The 25,652-nt window shown below is 39.3% G+C and carries 25 protein-coding genes; 9 read left to right on the forward strand and 16 right to left on the reverse strand.

The window, feature by feature from the left end:
• The first annotated feature begins 89 nt into the window (after positions 1 to 89).
• From G2999_RS05595 to G2999_RS05615, 5 genes are all read left to right on the forward strand, one after another.
• On the forward strand, positions 90 to 1,064 hold the full coding sequence (locus tag G2999_RS05595; RefSeq protein ID WP_010179597.1) for a hypothetical protein: 975 nt from the start codon (positions 90 to 92) through the stop codon (positions 1,062 to 1,064).
• Positions 1,065 to 1,181: 117 nt separating this feature from the next.
• Complete coding sequence (locus G2999_RS05600; protein WP_010179599.1) at positions 1,182 to 2,906, forward strand: DUF4041 domain-containing protein; 1,725 nt, start codon at positions 1,182 to 1,184, stop codon at positions 2,904 to 2,906.
• Positions 2,907 to 3,285: 379 nt separating this feature from the next.
• Positions 3,286 to 4,551 carry a hypothetical protein gene (locus tag G2999_RS05605; protein ID WP_010179601.1) on the forward strand — a complete coding sequence of 422 codons (1,266 nt, stop codon included), beginning with the start codon at positions 3,286 to 3,288 and terminating at the stop codon, positions 4,549 to 4,551.
• 18 nt (positions 4,552 to 4,569) lie between these two features.
• The gene (locus G2999_RS11960; protein ID WP_010179603.1) at positions 4,570 to 5,235 is read left to right on the forward strand and encodes a hypothetical protein; all 666 of its coding nucleotides are present in this window, start codon (positions 4,570 to 4,572) and stop codon (positions 5,233 to 5,235) included.
• Between the two features lie 2 nt (positions 5,236 to 5,237).
• Complete coding sequence (locus tag G2999_RS05615; protein ID WP_010179605.1) at positions 5,238 to 5,594, forward strand: hypothetical protein; 357 nt, start codon at positions 5,238 to 5,240, stop codon at positions 5,592 to 5,594.
• A 424-nt stretch (positions 5,595 to 6,018) separates the two neighbouring features.
• Here G2999_RS05615 and G2999_RS05620 read toward each other — a convergent pair whose 3' ends face one another.
• Positions 6,019 to 6,840: a response regulator gene (locus tag G2999_RS05620; RefSeq protein ID WP_010179608.1), complete on the reverse strand. Its 822-nt coding sequence runs from the start codon at positions 6,838 to 6,840 to the stop codon at positions 6,019 to 6,021.
• Between the two features lie 332 nt (positions 6,841 to 7,172).
• Between G2999_RS05620 and parC the strand changes: the two genes are divergently transcribed.
• Entirely contained in the window at positions 7,173 to 9,539 is a 2,367-nt protein-coding gene (gene parC, locus G2999_RS05625; protein WP_010179610.1) for a DNA topoisomerase IV subunit A, read from the forward strand.
• Between the two features lie 60 nt (positions 9,540 to 9,599).
• On the opposite strand, the gene G2999_RS05630 is transcribed toward parC, so the two are convergent.
• From G2999_RS05630 to rpe, 7 genes are all read right to left on the reverse strand, one after another.
• A complete protein-coding gene (locus tag G2999_RS05630; RefSeq protein WP_010179612.1) occupies positions 9,600 to 10,406 on the reverse strand; it encodes a DUF1338 domain-containing protein in 807 nt (268 codons plus the stop codon).
• Between the two features lie 35 nt (positions 10,407 to 10,441).
• Positions 10,442 to 11,920 carry a succinylglutamate-semialdehyde dehydrogenase gene (astD, locus tag G2999_RS05635; RefSeq protein ID WP_029257406.1) on the reverse strand — a complete coding sequence of 493 codons (1,479 nt, stop codon included), beginning with the start codon at positions 11,918 to 11,920 and terminating at the stop codon, positions 10,442 to 10,444.
• 24 nt (positions 11,921 to 11,944) lie between these two features.
• Positions 11,945 to 12,961: an arginine N-succinyltransferase gene (gene astA, locus G2999_RS05640; RefSeq protein WP_010179616.1), complete on the reverse strand. Its 1,017-nt coding sequence runs from the start codon at positions 12,959 to 12,961 to the stop codon at positions 11,945 to 11,947.
• Positions 12,962 to 12,966: 5 nt separating this feature from the next.
• The gene (locus G2999_RS05645; RefSeq protein WP_010179617.1) at positions 12,967 to 14,196 is read right to left on the reverse strand and encodes an aspartate aminotransferase family protein; all 1,230 of its coding nucleotides are present in this window, start codon (positions 14,194 to 14,196) and stop codon (positions 12,967 to 12,969) included.
• Positions 14,197 to 14,437: 241 nt separating this feature from the next.
• Positions 14,438 to 15,055, reverse strand: coding sequence for an aminodeoxychorismate/anthranilate synthase component II (locus tag G2999_RS05650; protein ID WP_010179620.1), 618 nt, complete (start codon positions 15,053 to 15,055; stop codon positions 14,438 to 14,440).
• Between the two features lie 29 nt (positions 15,056 to 15,084).
• The gene (gene trpS, locus G2999_RS05655) at positions 15,085 to 16,089 is read right to left on the reverse strand and encodes a tryptophan--tRNA ligase (protein ID WP_010179622.1); all 1,005 of its coding nucleotides are present in this window, start codon (positions 16,087 to 16,089) and stop codon (positions 15,085 to 15,087) included.
• A gap of 10 nt (positions 16,090 to 16,099) precedes the next feature.
• Positions 16,100 to 16,768: a ribulose-phosphate 3-epimerase gene (gene rpe / locus G2999_RS05660; protein ID WP_010179624.1), complete on the reverse strand. Its 669-nt coding sequence runs from the start codon at positions 16,766 to 16,768 to the stop codon at positions 16,100 to 16,102.
• A 414-nt stretch (positions 16,769 to 17,182) separates the two neighbouring features.
• On the opposite strand from rpe, the gene G2999_RS05665 reads away from it, so the two are divergent.
• The 3 genes from G2999_RS05665 (at position 17,183) to G2999_RS05675 (ending at position 18,572) form a co-directional block, all read left to right on the forward strand.
• Positions 17,183 to 17,794 (forward strand): TorF family putative porin, encoded by a 612-nt coding sequence (locus tag G2999_RS05665; RefSeq protein ID WP_010179626.1) that lies wholly within the window; start codon positions 17,183 to 17,185, stop codon positions 17,792 to 17,794.
• 184 nt (positions 17,795 to 17,978) lie between these two features.
• A complete protein-coding gene (locus tag G2999_RS11965; protein ID WP_010179628.1) occupies positions 17,979 to 18,359 on the forward strand; it encodes a hypothetical protein in 381 nt (126 codons plus the stop codon).
• A gap of 3 nt (positions 18,360 to 18,362) precedes the next feature.
• Positions 18,363 to 18,572: a DUF2970 domain-containing protein gene (locus tag G2999_RS05675; protein ID WP_010179630.1), complete on the forward strand. Its 210-nt coding sequence runs from the start codon at positions 18,363 to 18,365 to the stop codon at positions 18,570 to 18,572.
• A 2-nt stretch (positions 18,573 to 18,574) separates the two neighbouring features.
• Here the strand turns inward: G2999_RS05675 and G2999_RS05680 are convergent, their stop codons facing one another.
• The 8 genes from G2999_RS05680 to pilM form a co-directional block, all read right to left on the reverse strand.
• On the reverse strand, positions 18,575 to 19,417 hold the full coding sequence (locus G2999_RS05680; protein ID WP_010179632.1) for a Dam family site-specific DNA-(adenine-N6)-methyltransferase: 843 nt from the start codon (positions 19,415 to 19,417) through the stop codon (positions 18,575 to 18,577).
• A 196-nt stretch (positions 19,418 to 19,613) separates the two neighbouring features.
• The gene (gene aroB / locus G2999_RS05685) at positions 19,614 to 20,684 is read right to left on the reverse strand and encodes a 3-dehydroquinate synthase (RefSeq protein ID WP_010179635.1); all 1,071 of its coding nucleotides are present in this window, start codon (positions 20,682 to 20,684) and stop codon (positions 19,614 to 19,616) included.
• Positions 20,685 to 20,702: 18 nt separating this feature from the next.
• Positions 20,703 to 21,218, reverse strand: coding sequence for a shikimate kinase AroK (aroK, locus tag G2999_RS05690; protein ID WP_010179636.1), 516 nt, complete (start codon positions 21,216 to 21,218; stop codon positions 20,703 to 20,705).
• A gap of 179 nt (positions 21,219 to 21,397) precedes the next feature.
• A complete protein-coding gene (locus G2999_RS11970) occupies positions 21,398 to 22,783 on the reverse strand; it encodes a type IV pilus secretin PilQ (protein ID WP_369769858.1) in 1,386 nt (461 codons plus the stop codon).
• A 28-nt stretch (positions 22,784 to 22,811) separates the two neighbouring features.
• Positions 22,812 to 23,300, reverse strand: a complete 489-nt coding sequence (locus G2999_RS12640; protein WP_010179640.1) for a pilus assembly protein PilP — start codon at positions 23,298 to 23,300, stop codon at positions 22,812 to 22,814.
• A gap of 68 nt (positions 23,301 to 23,368) precedes the next feature.
• Complete coding sequence (locus G2999_RS05705) at positions 23,369 to 23,974, reverse strand: type 4a pilus biogenesis protein PilO (RefSeq protein WP_010179642.1); 606 nt, start codon at positions 23,972 to 23,974, stop codon at positions 23,369 to 23,371.
• The gene (locus G2999_RS11980) at positions 23,974 to 24,567 is read right to left on the reverse strand and encodes a PilN domain-containing protein (RefSeq protein ID WP_010179644.1); all 594 of its coding nucleotides are present in this window, start codon (positions 24,565 to 24,567) and stop codon (positions 23,974 to 23,976) included. Before G2999_RS11980 ends, G2999_RS05705 begins: the two co-directional genes overlap by 1 nt.
• Positions 24,554 to 25,624: a type IV pilus biogenesis protein PilM gene (pilM, locus tag G2999_RS05715; protein ID WP_010179645.1), complete on the reverse strand. Its 1,071-nt coding sequence runs from the start codon at positions 25,622 to 25,624 to the stop codon at positions 24,554 to 24,556. The genes G2999_RS11980 and pilM overlap by 14 nt, the downstream gene beginning before the upstream one ends.
• Positions 25,625 to 25,652 lie beyond the last annotated feature (28 nt).

Here is a 25,652-nt window from a genome sequence, read left to right on the forward strand (position 1 = left end):
TATGAAAAGAGCTATTAGTAGTAGTAAATGTCATTTAAGTGTTAAAGAAGAAACCAGCCTATTACTGTGCAATCATTAGGAATTAGTTTATGAAATATGTAATAAGCGTATTTATTGGTATGGTTATAGGGTATTTTTTTAATGATCTTGAGTTCTCTAAATGGATATTCCAAAAAGATGGCGCTAAGTCACTACAAACACAAAAATCTAGTATCAATGAAAAGAAAGTTACGCCTTCAGAAGTGCAAAAAATTAGAATCATTGAAAATATAAACTTATGCTTGGACTCAGCGAACCCTGAGCTAGAAAATCTTATAAATACTAAACTGAACAGTTTGGAAAAAATGGAAATAAAGCTAAAAAAACTCAAAGCTGAAATATTCTCGTACAGTTCATTGCTGAGCAGAGAGGAAAAAGTTACAAAAGAGTGGAATATTGTAAATGACAGTAGTTATGCCAATGACTTAATTACTCTAAGTTTCAATCTTAATGACACTAAGTTCTTATGTGAATATGATAATGAATCTCAATCACCTAATCTTATAAGAGTAAGCAGAAACAATCAGATAGTATTTGATGCCAGAGAAGTAGAAAAGTTAAAAGAAATAGCTGATGAAATTAAAGAAAAAAAAATAATCGAACAAAAAGAATATATTGATCTGAAGAAAAAATTGGATGACGAAGCCAACTCTTATAGGAAAGCATTGTGGAGAGTGCAAAAATATTCAAATGTTGAATATAAATCTTATCTTAAACATCATGAAAAAACTGAATTCAAATCTCAGAGTCCATCTCTTAAAGTAACATGTATGCCCTCAGGACCTAGTATTTATTTTGAAAATTCAAGTATTTATAATCAAAATGCTTACCCTATTTATTTTATGAAGAAAGGCGTTTCCTCTAAATATCATTTTAATATCAGTGGGTTTGAAAGTGAAGTTGGTGGTTACGCCAGTCCTAAAGAGCTTTCCAAGTTTATATCTTTAATGAAAGACGCTGAAACGATTACTTTTAATAACTCTACTTTTAAAATTGAAAATTTGGGACAAGTTCCTTGCTTATAAAGGATGTAGTTTTAATTTTTAAAGCATGGTTTGACAAAAGCCAATGAGTTTTTTTGGACTATATTATAAAACTTACAACAGCGATTAACCTAATTAATTTAAATGAAGGAAGTAGTAATGGAGTTAGTTACCCCCTACAGCATAAACCTAGAGCTCATTATGCTAGGAGTGCTTATCGTTTTACTGTTCTCTGTATGGGCATTACGTCGAAAGCTAAAAAAAACACAGATAGATCTTCGTGATAATGACGCAAAGTTAAAAATTGCAGAGCTAACTCTCGATGAGAGCAATAAAAAATTAAACGCTGCACAAAAAGAGCTAAATAATAGTAAAGCTAAATCTAATGATTTTGAAAAACAAGTAAAACAGCTAAATGAAAAGTATACACCCATAATTGATATGGAATCATATATCAAAAATTTACTTGAAGATGCAACACAAAGAGCTCAATTAAATATTTCAGAGTCAAAAACTATTTTGGATAAGGCAAAGATAAGAGCTGAAAAGAATTTGAGCTCAAGTCGTTTAGCCGCTGAGTCACTTCTTGCTGAGGCTGCTGCAGAGTCAGTGAGTATTACCGCTGAATCAAAAGAATTAAACATTAAAGCTAACAAAAAATTAAGTGAAGCTAAAGAAAATGCGGTGAATTTAACAAAGGAAGCCTACCATGAGGCAGACCGAATCATAGAACTAGCCAAAGCAGAGGCAAAAGAGGTTGCTGGTGATGCATATGAAGCCAAATTGAAAGCAGATTCATATGAATATGCAATTAAAGCAATGAAAAACACAATCGAAGGCTACAAAGATGATTACATCATTCCTAACCATTCAGTATTGGATGATTTAGCTGACGAATTTAGCTTTAAAGAATCAGGTATTAATCTAAAAAATGCTAGAAAACGTGTAAAAGAAATGGTTAAACATGGGCACGCAGGTGATTGTAATTATGTTGAACCTTATAGAAAAACCTATGCGATTCATTTTGCTGTTGATGCGTTTAATGGGAAAGTCGACTCTGCATTAGCGAAGGTTAAGCATGATAATTTTGGCAAGATCAAACAGGAAATAATTGATGCTTTTGCTTTAGTTAATCACAACGGAGCTCCATTCAGAGATGCTAGAATCAATCAGGCATACTTGGACGCTCGTCTTGAAGAGCTAAAGTGGGCAGTGGCGACCCACGAGCTACGACAAATCGAATTGGCTGAACAACGCGAAATAAAACAACGAATAAGAGAAGAAGAAAGAGCTAGAAGAGAAATAGAAAAAGCTATTAAAGAAGCAGAAAAGGAAGAGCGTCTAATTCAAAAAGCCTTAGAAAAAGCTAGGACAGAGTTGGAAAATGCTAATGAAGAGCAAAAGAAAGAATTCGCTTTAAAGTTAGCTGACCTAGAAAGTAAGCTAGAAGATGCTGAATTAAAAGGGCAAAGAGCCCTTTCCATGGCTCAGCAAACAAGGCGTGGGCACGTATATGTAATAAGCAACATTGGTAGCTTTGGTGAAAATGTTTTTAAAATTGGGATGACTCGACGCCTAGAGCCATTAGATAGAGTGAAAGAGCTTGGTGACGCATCTGTGCCATTTTCTTTTGATATTCACGCCATGCTTTACAGTGAGGACGCACCTACTTTAGAAAAGGAGCTACACCGCCGTTTCAATCGTGAATCTGTTAACAAAGTAAACCCTAGAAAAGAATTTTTTAGAACATCATTAGCTGAAATAAAACAGATGGTAGACAAACAAGGCATTACTGATGTTCACTGGACAATGAAGGCAGAAGCTTCCGAGTATAAAGAGTCACTGGCTATAGCTGCAGCTCAACAAGAGGGTAATGTAGCTTAAGCTTAAATATCTATTAAGACTGTTTTTACAGATAAAAAGACATTACAGTTTACATTTATAAAGAGAGTTAAGATCGATCCCAAATGAACTGCACATAATAATTAAAAGTGAAAGGCTCGCAAGGTGCTTATTTAACTGCAATTAACAGAACTTAATATTCTGCAGGGCTTATTTAAACCGTTGATTCAAGACAACATAAGAATACTATTACTATTGGCTTTACAGCCTTTTTAAGCCCTATTAATTAACAGTCGGTAACAGTAAATGACTGAACATAACTGCTGCTTTAAAGCTATAAAACTCTGTATAGAAGGTAATATATGAATACTTATTACTACCTATATAACCTTAATAACTATATATAGACTCCCAAGTACTTATGCATAACACATCTATTAATAAACAAGCAGTCTACAAAGGTGGAAAAGAGTTACTTGAAGAGATTGAAAGCTCTCATACACGATATGAAAACCAAAAGGATGAAAGTGATTACAACTTCTTCTTTTCTGCCCACTTAAAGCCAAATATCTACTCAGAATCCAATGCATTAAACGTTATGGTTAAGAATGTTCTGGATGACTCTGATTACCAGCCCAAGCAGGAGAAGTATCTCAAGGAGTATATAAAGCATATAGAGCTTATACTATTGAACCTGTGTAAATGCGTCATGGAAAGAAGCTGGTGTAAGATACCAATGGATGCAGGGGCGTTTGGGGCTGACAATGACTATCCAAGCCTGAGCTTCAGGCACTTCACAAGGGTGATTAAGACTCTTGAGGGAATGGGCTTTATACAGCTCATTAAAGGCGCTAAATACAGCGAGGGCGGTCAAAGAAGTGCAATACAACCCATAAGTGTGTTGTCAGGAAGAGCTGTTTACATCTATCTTGAGAGCGCTGATATTGCAAAGCCGCCATTCGCTAAAGTTACTAAAAAACCTGGTATTGACTCTGAGCTTACCGAATCCGATGAGATTCAACTGAAGCAGGATATGGAAGACTTAGCTAGACTGAACGAATTCCTACTACCTCACTCTTGGGCTGCCAAGTCATCTATGACACGTATCTATTCTGGTAAGGTTGGGCGTGCTGGGCGTATCTACTGCTCTTTTCAGCGCCTACCACAAAGACGCATTCCAGTGAGAAGTAACTGCCTAATCAATGGCGAGCCAATAGTAGAGGTTGATATTAAGTCATCGCATCCTCGCCTTGCTGTGGCTCTTTTCTATAATAAGAAGCTGTCCAGAACGTTCTATAAAGATATAGAGTTAAATACTGGAGTCTTTCAGGGGAAGGTTAAAGCCTTTTTCCAGTATGCTTTTAGCTGTGATTCTAGAGATAAAGCATTGAACGCTTTTAGGCGTTGTGAGCCTTATGGTGATGAACCTGATTTTAATGCTGTCGAAAAGTATGTATTTAGCATTTACCCCGAACTACCTTATTACCAAGGCTGGGCAATCATAGCTATGAACTATGAAGGCGAGATAATAAAGCGGGTTATGCTAGAGGGTATGGAAAGCAACATAGTTGTACTACCTATTCATGACGCTGTAGCTGTTCAGGAAAAGCATAAGGCTTGGGCTGAGGAAGTCATGGTAAGAGTGTGGAATGACGTAGTGGGTGTTGAGGCTTGTGAGGTTGGTTGATTTAGAAGGAGTGTTTGAATGAAAATATTAAAGATATTATTTCTGCTTATTATTGTATCTTTATTACCAGGTTGCTCTGGGGGAAACTGTGATTACCCCGATGATAGGGCTAAAGATGGAAGTAGATGCGGAGCTAGGGCTGCATCTTTAAAGCCTGGCGGCAGGAATCCTGATACTGATTGGGTCAAATATTTACTACTAGGAGTTGGAGCTGTATGGTTGACATCATCTTTATTTTCAAGCTCCAACTCTAAAAAAGGAAGCCGAAGTTATAAAAAAGAAGAGCCAAAAAAAACACTTAAGCCCCTTAAGACTAAGACTCCGATAATCAATAAGAAAACTCATAAGCAAAATCCACAAAATACCATTTCGACTGATGAGGTGAAAAATAATTTGTTTGTATATTTTGACCTAATTATTGAGCCAGAATTTGAATCTATATTTCAAGCAATCGTAAATCAAGTTGTTAGTAAAAATGGAAATAATTATGATGCCAGCTCGAGATATGTGTTTGCGTACATTGGAAGTTTTGATGGAATTCCAGGGCAAAAGATAGATAAACGTGTTGATCAATTAACTCGATCGCTCATAAAAAATCAAAGTAAAGCAATATTGTATGAATCCGATATAACTGATATTGTTAATATAATTCGTGAAACAAGAGGCCTGCAAGAGGTAAATTAGATATGTTTAGTATTTTCAAAAAATCCAATCCTCAAGATGTTCAGATGACAAAAGATGCTATCTTAGAGCTTGCGGATAAGTGGTGGGATAAAGGTTACCAAAAGTTTTATTTTGAGTTGAGACGTTATCATCATAATCAAGGGAATACTACGCAACATCAAGCTACAGATGAGAAGATTAAATTTATAGACACCCTACTAGAATCATCATTAAAAGCTATTTCTGAAGGATATGGGTTAAATAATAAAAAAATGCAGGAAATGGTCTATGTTAGGGCTAGTACAGCATTGAAAAACTTAGAGGATGCAAAGAAATTAGCTAAAGAACTAAACTTACCAATATTGAGTCATCTTGAGTGATATTGTTAAAAAAGCATTCCAAGTTAAACAATATAAAGCTGCCAAAGGAATAAATCATAATACCCTCTCATGTCTTTTGGGTTTGTCAATACTCCTTTTCCTATACCGCCTCTAGCAAGTCTATCAACCTACACCAACTACAAAGCCCTACACAGCCCCCCTCCCGCCCCCTATACAAACTTTACAGATAGCTAAAAAGCTAGCCATAAAGCCCTGTACAGTGCGATACAGGGCTGTTTAGCCCTATGCACATAAGCATGCTTGAAGTGGTGTTGAGCTGAATAGGCTGCAGTGCTGATTAGCCTGTTTAGACAAGGGTTAGCAGACTGTTTAGTGGGTGATTAGGCTGTTTAGTAAGTGTGGAAGAAACTGAGGAAGAAAATGCGCATGTTGAGAATGAGTTATTCGCATGATAACCTTATGTTTACGCAGCTGCAGGCTGAGCAAGACGCCTAAACGGTGCTGTATAAGTATTCATTAAGCGCTCTAGTTGGCTGTCTAAATTGTGAAGTTGCTGTACCTTAAATCCGGACTCAATCTCAAAACATAAATGCTGTAATTTAGGCACGCCTGTATAACAACAAGCTCCGTGTAGTTTATGAATATTGTCCTGAATAGCTTTTATATTCCCTTCTTTATTATCGTTGCGAATTTCTTGAATGATGTCTGGTAACATGACCATGAATTTAGATAATAAATCTTGAGCTGCTACGTCGTTAAAATTCGCGCGTGTTAAAGCAAGCTCCCAATCAACTATACTGGTATGTTCACTCTCAAGTGGGATGGTTTTATCTGGGGAAACTTCAATTTCACTCGGTTTTGCACACCATGTGAGGATTAAATCAAGGAGGTTTTCAAGCAAGATAGGTTTTGCTAAGAAATCGTCAAAGCCTGAATTAAGGAAACGGTGTTTATCTGCATCAAATGCATGGGCGGTGACGGCAACGATAGGTGTGCCCATGTTTTTTTCAATTTTACGAATGTGCTTAGTCGTCTCTACACCATCCATGATGGGCATTTGAATATCCATAAGGATCAAATCATATTCGTGTTCGTGACAATATTCTAAGGCTACTTTTCCACTATTAGAGGTTGTTAACTTAACGTTGGAATCTTTTAGAAAGGTAGACAATAATACTAAATTTATTGCCACATCATCTACTGCAAGTATCGATAAATAAGGTAGTGCTTTAAGTTTGTGTTGAATCGGACTGACTCGTTTAGCTGTGCTTTGATTTTTGTTCATGACAAATGGTGTGCCTATTTTAATTCTGAAACTACGTTAAACAAACCATTCGTAATCTTTGAAGTTTGATGATTATTTGCAAAATGTTAGGGGGAGCAAATATAAGCTAATGTTTATTCGTATTAATGAATCTACTCGATGACGATACTATGGTCAATGTTGAGCGCTATTTCAACTAATATCTTTTGTCTTCAATTACTGACAATGCATAATGATTGATGTTTATGCTACATCATATTTTTTTGTCGGATTAGTGGTCTATAGCATATCACTCAGAATCATAATGTATTATGATTTGAATAAGACCAATAACAAGAATCCTATGGATCGCTATGAGTAACGAAGTCACAATTAATCAAGACGGAGTTGAACAGCTCCCTATAAGACGCTTTACTGAAGATGCTTATCTTAATTATTCCATGTATGTCATCATGGATCGGGCATTACCGCATATCGGGGATGGCCTTAAGCCAGTGCAACGTCGTATTATTTATGCGATGTCAGATTTAGGACTAAGTGCAAATGCTAAGTATAAAAAATCAGCTCGTACCGTGGGTGATGTACTTGGTAAATTTCATCCTCATGGTGATTCAGCATGTTATGAAGCAATGGTACTCATGGCTCAGCCATTTACGTATCGTTATCCACTTGTGGATGGTCAAGGAAACTGGGGAGCGCCAGATGATCCTAAATCATTTGCTGCTATGCGTTATACCGAGGCAAGGTTATCGCGTTTTTCCGAAGTCTTATTAGCCGAATTAGGTCAAGGTACTGCAGATTGGTCACCTAACTTTGATGGTACCCTCAAAGAGCCCAAAGTATTACCGGCACGATTACCACATATTTTACTCAACGGTGTGACCGGAATTGCAGTAGGGATGGCAACGGATATTCCACCGCATAACGTCCGTGAACTAGCGAACGCTTGCTCGTTACTCTTAGATAACTCGCGGACAGAACTTGGTCAATTACTTGAGCATGTTCAAGGCCCAGACTATCCCACTGATGCAGAAATTATTACACCCAAAGCGGATATTCAAAAGATTTATGAAACGGGGCGTGGCTCAATTAAAATGCGTGCCGTATACACTGAAGAAAATGGCGAAGTGATCATTACTGCATTACCCCATCAAGCATCAGGCGGGAAAATTCTCGAACAAATCGCCGGGCAAATGCAGACTAAAAAACTTCCTATGGTCAGTGACTTACGTGATGAGTCTGATCATGAAAATCCAACGCGTTTGGTGGTTACCCCTCGCTCTAACCGAGTTGATATCGAACAGCTCATGGCACATTTATTTGCGACTACGGACTTAGAAAAAAACTATCGTGTAAATATTAACATGATTGGGCTAGATGGTCGTCCGCAAGTCAAGGATCTCAAATCTATATTGAGTGAATGGTTAGTATTCCGTCGAGATACCGTCACTCGTCGACTACAATACCGTTTGGATAAGGTGCTTGCTCGCCTGCATATTCTAGAAGGCCTGATGATTGCGTTTTTGAATATCGATGAAGTCATTGAAATCATTCGCCACCATGATGAACCTAAACAAGAATTAATGGCGCGTTTTGGACTATCTGATACTCAAGCTGAAGCCATTTTAGAGTTAAAGTTACGCCACCTGGCTAAATTAGAAGAAATGAAGATCAAAGGTGAACAAGACGAGCTGAGTAAAGAGCGCGATGCATTGCAGTTAACGCTGGGTTCTGATCGTCGTATGAAGACGTTGATTAAAAAAGAGCTCATGGCTGATGCTGAAAAGTATGGCGATGACCGACGCTCACCTATTGTGCAACGCGGTGAGTCAAAAGCACTTAGTGAAAAAGAACTGGTGCCCTCAGAACCCGTTACTGTCGTGATATCAGCTAAAGGCTGGGCGCGCTGTGCCAAAGGACATGATGTTGACGCGCCTAATTTAAGTTATAAAGGCGATGATAGCTATTTAGCTAGTGCTAAGGGGCGTAGCAATCAGCCTGCAGTATTCTTTGATTCATCGGGACGCACCTTTAGCTGTGATGCTCACACCCTTCCTTCTGCACGAAGTCAAGGAGAGCCTTTAACTGGGCGCTTTAACATGGTGTCGGGTGAACAGTTTGAACATGTGATCATGGCAAACGAATCTCAGAAATTTCTCATGGCCAGTGATGCTGGTTATGGTTTTGTTGGTTCATTTGCAGATATGCTTAGTAAAAATAAGGCGGGTAAAGCTTACTTATCTTTACCATCAGCGGCTAAAGTATTAACGCCAGTATTAGTAAACGATATTGAAACAGATCGTTGTTTAGCTATATCAAATGAAGGCCGTATGTTGCTGTTTCCATTACGAGATTTACCGAGTTTAGGTAAAGGTAAAGGTAACAAAATTATTAATATCCCTAGTGCTAAGGCTAAGACTCGCGAGGAGTTTATTGTTGCTTTGGCCATAGTGCCAAATGGATGTGATGTTAAAATACTAGCTGGTAAACGTGGTATGACCCTTAAAGCAAGTGATTTAGAGCATTACTATGGTGAACGTGGCCGCCGTGGGAATAAATTACCCCGCGGGTTACAGCGTGTTGATGGTGTTGAAGTTATCGCACCAGATGGGAATCTTGTCGATAGTGAAGCGGCTGTAGATATCTCATCAGACATTGATTTAACAGCGTCAAAAACTAGCGGTTCAGCAGCCAGTGATGACTTATTTAGCGATGACTAGTAAAGGTTCACCAAGTCGAAAGGAGTTGTAATAGTTTCCTTGACTTGGTGAATATTCAGTCTAATTAACATTGGTGCTTTCAAAGATTTTATCTGCTGATGCAGCCACAAATCCCTGATATAGCTGACCGTTAGGTAATGGAAAACGCTGTGCAAACTCATAAAAGCAGCTGGGTAATGTCACAGTATTATCGCTAAATTGAACTGGCATCATATCAGCCATCGTTGAGGACTGTGCTAGACAAACCGATTCATTGCCTTTAATTTCGCCACCTGCAGTGTTTAAAGTAAACCCAGAGGATTTTAATAACGTATTCACGGCGGATAATTCAGTAAGTGAGTTTAAATGATTAACGCTTACTGTAAAATGATTAGCCCTAAAGCCCCATGCAGCCATCCAAGCTGCATATTCCGATTCGCATAACAATGTACGATAATCGGCTTCGCTGACTTGCCAATGGGTACCTGAATATAAAAAACCAGCACTTTTTACAACATTGAAATCCATTGTGTCGACCATCGCATGAATAATTGCTTGAGAGGCTGTTGATAATTCATTGACTTTTAATTCACTGATAAACACTTTAGGCTGATTTGGATCCGGATGTTGGTAATGCCAAGCGTTGAGCTTTTTACTAGAAAAGTCATACTCTCCACTTTGTACATACCCTAATACAGTGAAATGTTTGGCGATATCATTCACAGCGATACCTGGTATAGCAAACGTACGCAATGCTATATGGTCATTTACTAGTTCCGCTTGCTGATTATGCGCTTTAAGTAACGAATGGATTTTATTGGCTGATGGAGTAATCGCCAAATAGTCCTGCCAAAGCCCTGTGAATAGATCATTAATATCTGTATGCATGAGTGTTATCCTAAAAGTGACAAATGTATGCTAACTTAAAAATGTAAGCCTGGACTTAACTTTCCTGGTAATGTGGTTTGTTCTAGCTCTACTGATGCTACAGGGTAAGCACAATAATCAGCTGCATAAAAAGCACTTGCTCTATGATTACCACTTTCACCGACACCACCAAAGGGAGCTGCTCCGCTAGCGCCTGTAATGGGTCGGTTCCAATTGACTATGCCAGCACGGATGTGTTGGAAAAAGACTTCATACATGGCTGCATCATCGGCAATGAGACCGGCAGATAGACCGAATTTGGTATTATTGGCCTCAATAATTGCAGTATCAAAATCATCATAACGGATGACTTTCAACAATGGCCCAAAATGCTCTTCATCGGGTAACTCAGATAATATCGGAGTGACATCGATTATCCCTGGTGTGACTAAACCGGTGTCTTCATTAATATGTGTCAAAGGTAATAGCGCGTTTGCGCCTAAGTTTTCAAGCTCAGATTGAGCACTCACCATCATCTGTGCCGCTCGCGTTGAAATCATCGCTCCCATAAAAGGTTGCTCTACAGCATCATAGACACCCACATCAATCGCTTTGGTTACTTCGATGAGCCTCGCTAAGATGACATCACCTTGTGCCGTGTTAGGGATGAATAACCGGCGTGCACAGGTACAACGTTGACCAGAAGTGATAAATGCAGACTGCACAATATCATGAACCGCAGCGTCCACGTCATTGACTGGACCGATAAGTAATGGATTATTTCCTCCCATTTCTAAGGCCAGAATTTTACCTGGGTGACCGGCGAACTGCTCATGTAGTAGCTTGCCTGTAGTCGATGATCCGGTGAAAAATAAACCATCGATTTGGTTATGCCCTGCTAACGCTTTGCCTGTAGTTACATCACCTTGAACAAGGTTAAGTACACCTTTTGGTAAACCTGCAGCTTCCCATAATTCCACCATTTTTTCTGCGACTAATGGGGTTAAATCTGATGGCTTAAATACCACAGTATTGCCAGCTATTAACGCCGGAACAATGTGCCCATTAGGGAGATGCCCAGGAAAATTATAAGGACCAAATACAGCGACAACACCATGTGGTTTATGACGAATAAATGCTTTACCTTGTGGCATGGGATTTTCTGTTATACCGGTGCGAGTATGATAAGACTTTATGGATAAATTAATTTTACCTACCATCGCCGCTGCTTCTGTGGCGGTTTCCCATAATGGTTTACCGGTTTCTATTGCGATGGTATGTGCTAACAAATCTTGATTCGCTTTGAGCTGCTCAGCGTAAGCTAAGACATGTTCAATTCGCGTATCCACATCTAGCGATCCCCACTGTGAAAAAGCACTGCGTGCGGCATGGATTGCGTGGTTGATTTGTGCGGGGCTAGCCGCTTTACCTGACCAAATTACGGTGTTTTTAGCGGGATCAATTGATTCAATTACAGCGCCTTCACCGGCTAACCATTTACCATTGATGTAATGCATATTCTGTTGTCCTGTCATATATTTTGTTGCCAGTCAGCTGGCTTATTTTAAGGGGGCAATACGTATGTATTCGCCATTATTGACTTTCAATGCAGCTGCAGTTTCTCGCGATATAAGGATGTGGTCATCGGTCACTTCAACGGGTTGCAATACTCCGCGAAAATCAGCCACTTGGGTGTTAATGATGATATGTAAAGGCGCTTGTGGATTAATCGTTGCTACAAGTACTGGTTTCCTAATTGAGTCACGAACTGTTTTTAGTGAGTCTACGTCGGCTTCAATTGTAGGACCCGCGTCAAAAATATCCACATACCCTCGACATTTAAAGCCTTCATTTTTAAGTAATGCTAATGCTGGTTTTGTTTTTTCATGCACTTGACCAATTGCTGCCTGAGCTGCAGAAGATAAAAGATTGACATAAATTGGATATTTAGGCATTAATTCTGCGATAAAGACTTTATTACCAATTCCAGTAAGGTAATCAGCCGTAGGGAAGTCCATTGAGAAAAAATGAGTTTCCAGCCATTCCCAAAACGGTGAGCGTCCATTTTGATCACTCACACCGCGCATCTCGGCAATGACTTGCTCGGTAAAACGGGTCTGATGTTCTGCCATAAACAAGAATCGGACTTTAGACAAAAACCGGCCCATATTAGGTAGTCGAGCTTGTTCACGTAAAAATAACGTGCATATTTCACTCACTCCCGAGTAGTCATTACAGACAGTGAGGATCTCAACCGTATTATGAATATTCAGCTCACGAGAAGCATGTACGACTTTACCTAAATGATAATGATAAAACGCATCTTCAACGCCTACGCTCGATTCGATACCACAGGTGCCAACGACAGTCTGGCTCGCGGTTTCTTCCATGACAAATAGATAGCTTTCATTGGACGGCGTACTGACCTCTTTGTTAAAAGAGTATTCGGAACGGGCAATTTTCTTCGCTAATAAATTATCGTTAACCGGCAATGATGTGAAACCAATACCGGATTCTTCTGCAATAGCATAAAGCGCAGCAAAGTCCTTTTGCTGGATAGGTCTAATGATATTCATAGAAATTACGCAGTTTCTGCGGCAAGTGCGTCTTGCGCTAAGACATGGGCAATGCCTTCTTCAAACCGGCGTAGACCTTCAATGATATCTTCATCCGGGATTACTAATGACGGGGCAAAACGCACTACGTTGATGCCTGCAATTAAGCACATGGTCCCTTTTTCAGTTGCCGCGACCATAAAATCACGGGCACGACCTTGGTATTTTTCGTTCATTGCACACCCTAATAGCATTCCCTTACCACGCACTTCAGAAAACACCTGGTACTTATCATTGATACGGGTTAAATGTTCACGAAATAGGGCCTCTTTGGCTTTCACACCCGCTAAAATTGTAGGGTCATTGATAATATCAAGCGCTTTTTCTGCGATAGCACAGGCTAGTGGGTTACCCCCATAAGTAGAGCCGTGAGTACCGACTTTAAGATGCGAACCAATGGCCTTGGTGGTTAACATTGCCCCAATAGGAATGCCACCACCTAATGATTTGGCTGAAGTTAAAATGTCTGGTACTACATCTAAGCCCATATAGGCAAATAAATCGCCGGTTCTACCTACACCTGATTGTACTTCATCAAAAATTAATAATGCATTATGCTTATCACAGAGTGCGCGGACGCCTTTCACAAATTCAGGATCTGGCACGATAATACCGCCTTCGCCTTGCAAAGGTTCCATCATAATGGCACATGTTTTGTCTGATATGATGGCTTCTAATGCGGCTAAATCATTATAAGCTGTATGAGTAATCGCTCCGGGTTTAGGTCCGAAACCGTCTGAATAAGCAGCTTGGCCGCCCACAGTTACAGTGAAGAAGGTACGGCCATGAAAGCCTTGGTTAAACGCAATGATTTGGTCTTTTTCCGGTCCGTAATGATCGAGTGCCCAACGGCGTGCTAGCTTTAGAGCTGCTTCGTTCACTTCTGCGCCTGAATTGGCAAAATAGACCATGTCAGCAAACGTGGCATCAGTTAGTTTTTTCGCTAATCGTAATGCTGGTTCATTGGTGTATACGTTTGACAGGTGCCAGAGTTTCTCGCCTTGTTCTTTTAGTACATTCACCAGCTCTGGATGGCAATGACCTAAAACATTGACCGCAATACCACCAGCAAAATCGATGTATTCTTTATCGTCCTGGTCCCATATTTTTGAACCTACACCGCGAACGGGTATCATCGCCGCTGGATTATAGTTTGGAACCATGACATCGTTAAATAATTCGCGAGTTACTTGCATTTTAGACCCTATACATCGGTTATTAATTGTCTATAGGATAGGGGGTTTTAACAGCGAAGTAAATGGATTTAGGCTATGTATAACAAGGGTTTGAAAGGTTTTGCATATTATTCGCATAAGTATGTAAAGCTGCAATTCAATCGACTAAGACATAGGCAAGATGAGGGCTTGTATCAGTAGAATAATTTGTATCACATGAAAAACGACTATTTATGTGAAAAATATTTGCAAAGATTCAGTATTAAATTGTTGTTACGCGGAGAAAATTACGCAATATGTCATGCCCAAACTCAGTCAATAATGATTCTGGATGAAATTGAACACCATAAATATGTTGATTTTCATCTTCAATCGCCATGATTTCAATCTGATTAGATTGAAGAAATGTAACATTAGATGAAACTGTCATTTGTTGATCACACCATGCCGTCACCTTAAAATTGTCACTTAACGTTTCAGGTTCAATGATGAGTGAATGATAACGCGTTGCCGTAAAAGGATGAGTCACACCTTTAAATAATTGGCCAGTGCAATGATTTACTTGAGCAGTTTTTCCGTGTTTTATGGTCGGTGCTGAAATGATCTTGGCCCCAAATACTTGAGCAATAGCTTGATGGCCTAAGCATACTCCTAGCATTGGAATTTTACCCGCAAACGTCGCTATGGCATCTAACGTGATCCCTGACTCGTTTGGACTACAAGGGCCAGGTGATAGAACTAAATAATCTGGAGCGAGCGCTTTGATTTCTTCAATGCTAATGGCATCGTTGCGAACGACCTTTACCTCTTCACCTAGCTCAATAAAGTACCGAGCCAGGTTATGCGTAAATGAATCATAGTTATCAATGAGTAACAGCATAGTTTACCTAGTTCAAAGCCACTATTTGATCAACGTGCAGGAATGAAACCTACCGCTTTGTATACATCAGCTAAGGTTTTTGCTGCTCGTTCTGATGCTTTTTCTGCACCGATTTTCATGACTTCATCCAAATAAGTTTGATCTTCACGGATGGCATGAAAACGTGTTTGGATTGGCGTGAGCATATCAACAACAGCGGTGGCAACATCGCCTTTTAAGTGACCATACATCTTATCTGTGTACTGCGGGACTAATTGGTCAATGGCAGTGCCTGTCGTACATGATAGTAAAGACAATAGGTTAGATACACCGGCTTTATTTTCAATGTCGTAGTAAATATTAGCTGCTTCGTCAGAGTCTGTAACAGCACGTTTAATTTTTTTGGAAATCTTTTTTGGATCCTCTAACAATCCTACAAAATTATTCGGATTTTCGTCTGACTTAGACATCTTTTTATTTGGGTCTTGTAAGCTCATTACTCGTGCACCCGATTTAGGAATGTGGGGATTCGGGATCGTTAAGGTGTCACCATAGGCATTATTAAAGCGTGTAGCAATGTCGCGAGTGAGCTCTAAATGTTGCTTTTGATCTTCGCCTACAGGGACCTCGTTCGCTTGATAGAGTAAAATGTCCGCTGCTTGTAACACCGGATAACTGTAGAGTCCGACATTGATATTAGATTCGTTTTTCGCTGACTTATCTTTAAACTGTGTCATTCTGTTGAGTTCACCCATTTGCGTGTAGCAATTTAGCACCCATGCTAATTGTGCGTGCTCAGGGACATGGGATTGCATAAATATCGTGCTTTGTTTGGGATCAATGCCACACGCTAGGTATAAAGCAAGCCCATCTAGACATGCATTTTTTAGCGCTTCAGGGTCCTGACGTACGGTGATAGCATGAAGATCCACTATCATGTACAAGCAGTCGTGTGTTGCTTGCATTGCAACCCATTGCTTTAATGCGCCAAAATAATTTCCGATGGTCAGTTGTCCAGATGGCTGGCAACCACTTAATACAATTGGTTTGCTCATAAATATAGTCTTAGAGTGAAGCTAAGTTACGGCGTATTGTGCTAATGACTTCCGCATAATTAGGTTGGTTAAAGATAGCTGAGCCTGCGACAAACATGTCAGCGCCAGCAGCTGCAATGGCTGCGATGTTATCACAATTGATTCCACCGTCTACTTCGATACGGATATCACGCCCCGAGGCATCGACCAATGCTTTGACTTTGGCAATTTTGGTCAGAGTATGCTCAATAAATTTTTGCCCACCAAATCCAGGGTTAACCGACATAAGTAAAATGTAATCAAGTTTGTGAATGGTATGCTCTAGCACTGATAAAGGTGTGGCAGGATTTAATACTAAACCGGCTTGACAACCCCCTTCAATAATGAGCTGTAAACTTCGGTCTACATGGTCAGATGCTTCCGGATGAAAGCTGATCATACTCGCCCCTGCAGTGACGAATTGCTCAATCATACTATCGACTGGCGTTACCATTAAATGCACATCAATCGGGGCAGTTATACCGTAATCGCGAAGCGCTTTACAAATCGGTGCACCAAAAGAAAGATTAGGTACATAATGATTATCCATGACATCAAAGTGAACCACATCTGCACCAGCCGCTAATACAGTTTCTACTTCTTCACCTAAACGAGCAAAGTCAGCAGATAATATAGATGGGGCAATAAGAAATGATGACATAATAATCTCCAATGAAAGTATTCATATTTTACCTTGGATCAGTGTTGCAAAAAAGCACAATCTTATTTCGTTAATGAAAAACCATTTAATTTACATGGGCTTAACATGTTTTTTTTCGGTGCATTACAGCGTTTGTTGTGCGCTAAAAAAGTGCAAAGTGTAATTAGATATCGTTGAATATGAAGTATATGACGAAACATTATTTTATTTAAAGTCTTTACTTATCAATTACTTATGGTATTTGTTGCTATGTTGGCACAATATCTGAATAGTTAAAGTATAGTTTAGGCAATCATTATTGGATTGACCTAATTAACAGAAAAAATAATGACGATTAAAAATTTTTTATTACTTAACTTAAAGGCTGCAAAACAATAATAAAGCGGCTAACAATTTTATCATTTGGAGAAACACATGAAACTACTTAAATTAACAGCATTATCTGCTGCACTTCTTTCTACTTCTGTCATGGCTGAGTGGTCAGCTAACGTTGGAATGGTATCTGATTATCACTTCCGTGGTATTCAACAAACTCAATCTGCGTCTGCATCAGCGGGTGTGGATTATGAAAAAGGTGGTTTTTATGCAGGTTCTTGGGCTGCCGAAGTTGAAGATGGTTTAGAAGTTGATTTTTATGCGGGTTATGGCATTGAGTTAGACAACGGTTTAGCATTAGGCCTAGGCGCCACTACTTATCAATACACTGGTGATTTTGATTCTGCTTACAACGAATTAAACTTTTCAGCTGGTATGGGTATGTTTAGTTTAGAATATTCTGTAGGTACATGGGATGGCCCAGTAGGTGCGGAAGTGGAAGAAGACTATGATTTCATTGGTTTATCTTTTGAAAATAATGGTTTCAGCGCTACTGTCGGTTCATGGGGTAAAGATTTCTCAGGTGAATACGTTGAGTTAGGTTATGGCACATCTGTGGGTGAGTTCGACGTAGGTGTTGGTCTTGTTATGTCTGGTAGTGACTTAGATGACAAAGAATCTTTATACTTCTCAATCGGTAAATCGTTCTAATTTATTAGAATGTTGTGTGTCATATAATTAGGCTCGATGTCGCTTGTTGACAATGGATTAAAATTTCATGGAAGATGAGCCTAATTATACATAGATAAAAATACAAATAGACTTAGGTGTATTTGTATTTTTTTTATTTACGCCTATAATAAAGGGTGATATAGATTTCAAAGAGATAGTAGATATGGCAGTTTCAAATAAAGTTGTAGTATTTGCATTATTAGGCTTATCTTTTGTGGCAGTAAATTATGTTGTTGCTAACAAGGATGCTAGCTTTGATCTCGCCTGCCAATCAATCGAAAATGATTCGCTGTTTAAATTAAAAGAGATGTCCTCATCCAATACTGTGTCACCTGATAGTGTTCACTTAAAATCAGTGAAATCAAAGTCACTGCAAATTTCGGATTCTTCAGAATGTATCAATGATGCTGATAATAATGTTAGTTGGATGGACTGGGTTTTCTCTTGGCAAGACTCCCCGACATTTCATTATCTAGATTTACTCGAATTGCTAACGCCTGTTGAAAGTAGAGATAGTGCTCATTCCCATAGAGTTAAACCATAACTCATGAGTGATTCTGAACAGACATCTAACAAACCTTCTTTTTTTCAAATAATTAAGGCTGTCAGCGCAAGCATGTTAGGTGTTCAGTCTCAAAAGAACTATCAAGCAGATTTTACAACCAATTCGGTAGTACCCTATTTAATTGTGGGGGTTATTTTTGTGGCTGTATTTATTTTAGGCTTGGTATTGTTAGTTAATATGATCCTGGCTTAATTTTATTTATCCGGCATATATAGCGCGAGTACTTCTTTAACTTTACCTCGTGCGTTGCCTTTTTGACTGATGTTACGTTGCACTGCAAACTTCACTTGTTTACTGGCGTCTTTGTAAAGTGCTTTAGTGAATGGCACTAAGTGATTCGAAATCACCGTTGCAACACCCTGTAGTTGCGCATGTTGCGCGCATGCGACTAAACGCGCTTGTTCATCATCACCAAAACCGTTTCCAGCATACGCCGTAAAATTTGCAGTCCGATTAATTGGAGAATAAGGAGGATCGCAATACACCACATCGCCAATTGAAAGCTGTGCAAAAGCGGTTGCAAAATCACCTTGAACAAATGTTGCAGTTTGCGCTCGCTGAGCGAAAAAACGCATCTCTTTTTCGGGGAAGTATGGATGTTTATAACGGCCAAATGGTACGTTATAACCGCCTTTTTGGTTATATCGACATAAACCGTTATACCCATGACGATTTAAATAAATGAAGAGTGTTGCGCGTTCGATGGGATCGGTTGCACTATTGAATTGTGCACGTAGCGCATAATAAGCGTCAGCGTGATTATACTCACCATTAAAATACATTCGACTTTTTTCAATGATGACGTCACAGGATGTTTTTAGCAGATTGAATAGGGTAATGAGATCGTGGTTCATATCCACCAACAAATACTCATCAAAATCTAAATTCAGGAACACGGACCCGCCACCGACGAAAGGCTCAACTAAGCGACGTTTTCCTTCAGAAGGTAAAATGGCCTGGATATGTGGGATGACTTTCTTTTTACCGCCAGCCCATTTTAAGAAAGAACGGTGAAGATTATTATGTTTATTAGTCATCCGTTAAGAAAGTTTCATATTAATGGCACTGATACCAATTAAAAATGGACATAGCGCGTAAACCTAAGGTGAGTAAGAGTTTACCGCGCGATATCCTTTTTGAATAGAAGAATAAATAATTATTTACATTAAACCACAATTTAACTGACACGTTAGTATTGGATTTTAGATACTGTTAATGACGAATATAAGTAAATTAATCGGCACCTAAAATAGGGATTAATAAATCTAATGTCACATCATCCGTGACAATGGCTGAACCAATACCTGTTGGGATGATAAAGCGTATTTTACCCGCTAATACTTTTTTATCATGACTCATATGCTGCATATATATATCCGTGGTCATGTTATCTGGGCCAGAAATGGGTAAATTAAAAGCGGCATGAAGATCAATAATACGTTGAAGCTCTTGTTCGGTAATACGATGTTGTGCCGCTGCGACTTTAGATGCAATGATCGAACCTGCTGCAACAGCTTCGCCGTGAAGCCAATTTCCATAGCCCATCTCAGCTTCAATGGCGTGGCCGAATGTATGACCTAAATTAAGCAGTGCTCGAAGGCCTTTTTCACGTTCATCTTGAGCGACAATGTCAGCTTTGATTGCACAGCAGCGTTCAATCGCATACCCAAGTGCCTCAGGATCTAAGCTGGTTAGTGAGTTAACGTTATCCTCTAACCAAGTAAACAGTTCTGCATCATAGATGATTCCATATTTAATGACCTCTGCCATACCCGCGTTAAATTCACGTGCGGGTAATGTTGCCAGTGATTGAGTGTCTATCAAAACAGATGTAGGCTGATAAAATGCGCCAATCATATTTTTTCCCAAACGGTGATTGACGGCTGTTTTTCCACCTACAGAGGAATCTACTTGAGATAATAACGTTGTAGGAATTTGAATAAAATCAATTCCGCGCTGGAACGTTGCTGCAACAAAGCCTGTTAAATCGCCGATTACACCTCCCCCTAGTGCAATAAGCGTGGTGTCACGTGATGCATGGCTCTCGAGTAGAAAGCTATGTACTTTCTCAAAATGGATAAGGTCTTTATACTGTTCACCATCAGGTAAACTGATATGACTGACATTAGGGTGCTGTAATGCTTGGATGAGTTTATCTAAATATAGTGGAGCAATTGTCTCATTAGTAACAATAACTACTTTTTCACTAGTAATATGATCAAATAAGCCAGATTGCGTTAACAATCCGGCTTGAATATGTATCGGGTAGCTTCGTGCCCCCAAGTCAACGTTAAGAGTAGGCATGGGGAAAGCTCCTGTAGATTATAATCCGATTTTTTGGATAATTTGGTTAGCGACTGAACGAGCACTTTGGTCATCAGTATCGACCACATAATCTGCCACTTCTTCATAAAGTGGGTTACGTTCTTTGGCTAAATTACGTAGTACCGTTTCAGGATCATCGTTTTGTAGTAATGGACGACGCTTATCTCGCTGTGTACGGGCGACTTGTTTGTCAATAGTGGTTTGTAAATAGACCACAATACCTCGTGCGGATAGGCGATTACGTACTGCCGGAGTGATAATTGAGCCACCGCCTGTAGCAAGGACAATACCTTGTTTATCGGACAGTTCATTAATCGTGTCTAATTCACGCTTTCGAAATCCTTCTTCACCTTCAAGGTCGAAGATCCAGGCAATATCTGCGCCGGTTTTACTTTCAATTTCGTGATCAGAGTCAAAGAATTCGAGATGCAATTCATCTGCAAGGTGTCTGCCAATGGTGCTTTTTCCTGCGCCCATAGGTCCTACCAAAAAGATATTACGTTTTTCAGCCATATCTGGATAATTCACTTTTAAGTAATTGATTTTTAATGGGAAGGTGTATATTTCCTAAGCTACCCATTACGTAGTTGTATCGTAGGCTAACATGCTACAAACACAACGCCTCAGACCTCGTCTAAATTTCGAGTGTGCGGATTATCGCAGTCTTAGGCGTTGCAAGCAAGTTAAATGATTTATTCCATTATTATTTTCGGCGTGACAAATATAAGTAGTTCACGTTTTTGTTCAATGCTAACCTTATTTTTGAACAGCCCTCCCACTAAAGGAACATTACCAAGAATAGGGACTTTAGCGATATCATTGGTACTGATTTTTTGAAAAATCCCCCCTAACACTATGGTTTCTCCATTTTCGACCAATACTTGAGTTTTGATTTCTTGAGTATCGATGGCTACGGCTGGACCTGTAGCAGTTGATACCGTCTCTCCACGAGTATCTTGGGTGATAACGAGATCGAGTATGATACGATCATCCGGTGTGATTTGTGGTATCACTTTTAAACTTAGCACTGCTTTTTTAAAAGCGACTGACGTAGACCCATTAGCAGTAGATTGTACATAAGGAATTTCAGTTCCTTGTTCAATATAAGCTTCTTGTTGATTAGCGACAGTTATCCGCGGGCTGGCGATGATTTCTCCTTTATTTTCAGTTTCAAGAGCTGATAGCTCTAGATCTAAAATGGTGCCATCCATTAAACTGGCAATTTGCACACCTAGCCTTCCTGCAGAGTTAACTATGGGTAAATTCACATTTAAGCGGTCACTGATATCAGGAATAATACCTGCCTTAATATCATTGGCTGCAGCTGCACTTCCAGACACTGCGAGATGACCTTTTTGACCGGTAATCCCCCAACGAATACCTATTTGGTCATCAATATTGTCTCGGACAGTAATCATGCGTGATTCAATTAATACCTGACGAACAGGGATGTCGAGTTCTTTTATCATCTGTATCGCTGTATCTATTGACGTTTGGGTATCACGTAACAAGATGGTGTTGGTACGTTCATCTACTGCAACTGCACCACGATTAGAGAGTATCCCTCCATTAGTAGATTGAATAATTTGTGCAATTTGTTCAGCTTTAGCGTAATTAACGCGATGATTTCGAGACACTAATGGCGCTAAATCCTGTGTTTGTTGCTGGGATTGTATTAATGCATTTTCACGCGCTAATAATTCGTCGTGTGGCGCAATAATAATAATGTTGCCTTCGATTCGCTGGTCTAAACCACGGATGTTGAGAATGGTCGCCAGTGCTTGATCCCAAGGCACATCTTGTAGGTTTATAGTGACATTACCGGTGACTGTATCGGTAGTCACTAAGTTATAGTCATTAAGTTGAGCAATGATTTGTAATACTTGCCGCACAGGTACATCTTTGAAATCTAAACTAATGGGTTTACCGGTATATACACTTCGGTTGTCATTGATAGTTTCAATAATTGGCGTTAACACATTTTGTTCAAGTACACTTGTCTCAAGCGAAGTAGATGTTTGTGCTTGTACCCTAAATACAATAATCAAACTCAAGATGCATATAATGTTCAAATCCATCCTGATGATAATCTTGCTTATCAATAAATTAAGCATTAGGAGCCTCTTTTGAATTCATGTTAATTGATAAACGCGTTTCCTGGCGTCGATAACACCCTGCAACGCTAGGAATCAATTCTGATATGACGGTATGGTCTGGATTAATATGCGTTATTTGACCATGAAACAGGCCAAGGAAATCTCCGATACGTGCATGATGTAGTTTCCCATCAGTGGTTTTCAATAATACTATTGATACCTTATTTACACGTATCACACCTGACATCAGTATGGCTTCCATTGCATATGCTTCAAGTGGCGAGATCTTGCGAGAAATATCGGGGACCGAACAGTTATCATCTTGTAAGTCGGCTGCGTGCTTCAATGTTTTGTTTGGACTGACAAACGGTGAGCGAAAGGTATATGCTTGATATTCGTAATCAGGCAATGGATGGAACTCAGGAACGGTTTCTAAAAGCACGGGTGTTGAGGTTTCTAGTGATTCAGTTGATTGAATGACATTATTGGTTAGAGGCATGCAAGCATTCAGCGTTAAGAAAAAGAGGCTGCTGCATAAGATTTTGGTTATACGGGAAACGATGCGCATCATATTGTGGTAGCTTCTGCTTTATTTAATGTGCGATAGGTCTTTGCTTGCATTTGTAAAACTAAACCTTCTGTTTCATTGGATAAAATAAAATCATGAAGTGTTACAATACGCGGTAACCTTGCTATTTTTGTGACAAATTGACCAAAATCGTGGTATTTACCGACTACTTCTATTTTTATAGGAAGTTCTAAGTAAAACCCTTTCTTTATCTCTGGCTGCCATTGCAATAATTTAAATGAGAGCCCTGCACTTGTTCCAATCGAAGTAATATCGTCTAGTAATCCAGGCGTTTCATTGCTGGTAGGTAAGGATTTCAAGATGAAAGCAAAATATTGCTCCATTTTTTTGAGTTGTGTTTCATGGGCAGGTAAATTTACCGAGACACGATATTTTGCTTGAAACTGACCTTTCAATCTTTCTTCAGCTTGAACTGCAAGGTCTAATACTTGCAGTTTTGGACTGATGAATAAATGCCACCCTAATCCTGCACTGAGGATAATGACGATAGTCGTGATGACTATTTTTACTTTGGGTGGCCAGGTTGAGATTTGATCCACATCGAGTTGATTCAATTCTTTAAATATTGATACGTCAAATAACATTAGTCTTCTCCTGCGGTAATGGCATTATTAGTATGCGGAATAGATGTCAGTGAGCTCGGAACAATCCTCACTTTTAAGCTAAATTGATTGCGTACTTGTGCACCGCTGCTGTTCGCTTTGATAGAATCAAGCTCTTCATGGCTAAAAACATCTGATTGAGTAAGCTCACGCATGAACCTAGCAAGGTGATTGTTTGAATCCGAGTATCCCTCAATTTTCAATACGTCCTTGGTACGATTCATACTTGAAAAGTTAATACCCATGGGAACGAGTCGAGCCATGTGGTCAAATATAGTCGGAGTGACATGTCGTGAGACTTGCAATTGATCCACTAAACGTATTTTTTGCTGTAAGGTAGTTTGCTTAGTCTTGAGTACTCTAATTTGCTTAATTTGGGTATCAACATCCGCAATTTTAGATTGTAAATAGGTATTGCGATTATCTTGTTGAGTCAACATTTCTTCTAGTATGTGCCCACCACTCCACATGCTCAATATTCCAGAGCTAGCCGCTACGAGGAGCAATACAATATAATGTTTTTTCTGACGTTGACGTTGAACCTCTCGCCAAGGTAGTAAATTAATGTATGCCATCACAACTATTCCTTAAGGCTAAACCCGTTGCGATACATAGCATGGGTTTGCACGCTTCAAGTTGCTCTGAAGAAACCTTATCGCTAATAGATATGTGTGTTGTGGGATCTAACAAGTTAACTTCGAGTTCAAGCGCTTGAGAGAGTAATTGAGTGATGTTGGGTAGCATTCCAACGCCCCCGCAAAGCTGAAGGCGTTGAGGTGAGTCTATATCCAGAGTATCTTGCATTAACTGAAAAACACGTAAAATTTGTTGTGTTAACTGGGCATAAAAAATAGGTAAAACATCGGTTTGCCACTGTGGATTCAGTTCATTTTGACTCAACTTATTTAAGATCTCAGTGACTGAGCATTGTTGCGTCAGTGCAATATCCTGTAATAGCGAATTGATGCCAAACTGATGCTCCTTACTGTAAAGGACTTGGTTATTTTTTACCACGATGATATGCATTAATTCATTCCCCACGTGAATGGTGGCATCTTCGCTATTACGATGATCATTATTGAATAAAACTAAATTTTCTAATGCATCAAGTTCAGTATCGACAATGACCGGTTTTAGGCCCGCTTCTCGAACCACTGTCATGCGATTATCGACTAATTGTTTATGCGCTACAGTCAGTAAAACATTATCAAAATGACTATGCGTCGAACGTTGTGGTACTCGTTCAAAATCCCAGTAAACGTGCTCTAATTGATAAGGAATTAAACTATCTGCTTCGATATGGATGTGTTCTTCTAAATGTAAATCATTTAATTGTTTTGGCATGCGTATCATTTTACTAATAACAGCACTACCTGATACCGCAATCACGGTGGCTTGTTGTTTTAACGATAACTTGAGCATGATTTGTTTCAATGTGATAACGATACTATCAAAATCTAGAATATCTCTTTCTTTAAAAGCACTTGTTGGAATTAATTCACAAGCGATGCCTTGGCATTGCCATTCCGATGGCTGCTTACCAGGGGCAAGTAAAACTGCTTTTATGAAGGTTGTACCTATATCAATGCCTAATAAAGGTTTGGTTTTGGGAGTAAAAACGGTAAACTTCACGTTATCTGATTCCTTATTGCGTTAATCC

The sequence above is a fragment of the Glaciecola sp. HTCC2999 genome (genome assembly GCF_000155775.1).
Taxonomy (GTDB): domain Bacteria; phylum Pseudomonadota; class Gammaproteobacteria; order Enterobacterales; family Alteromonadaceae; genus Opacimonas.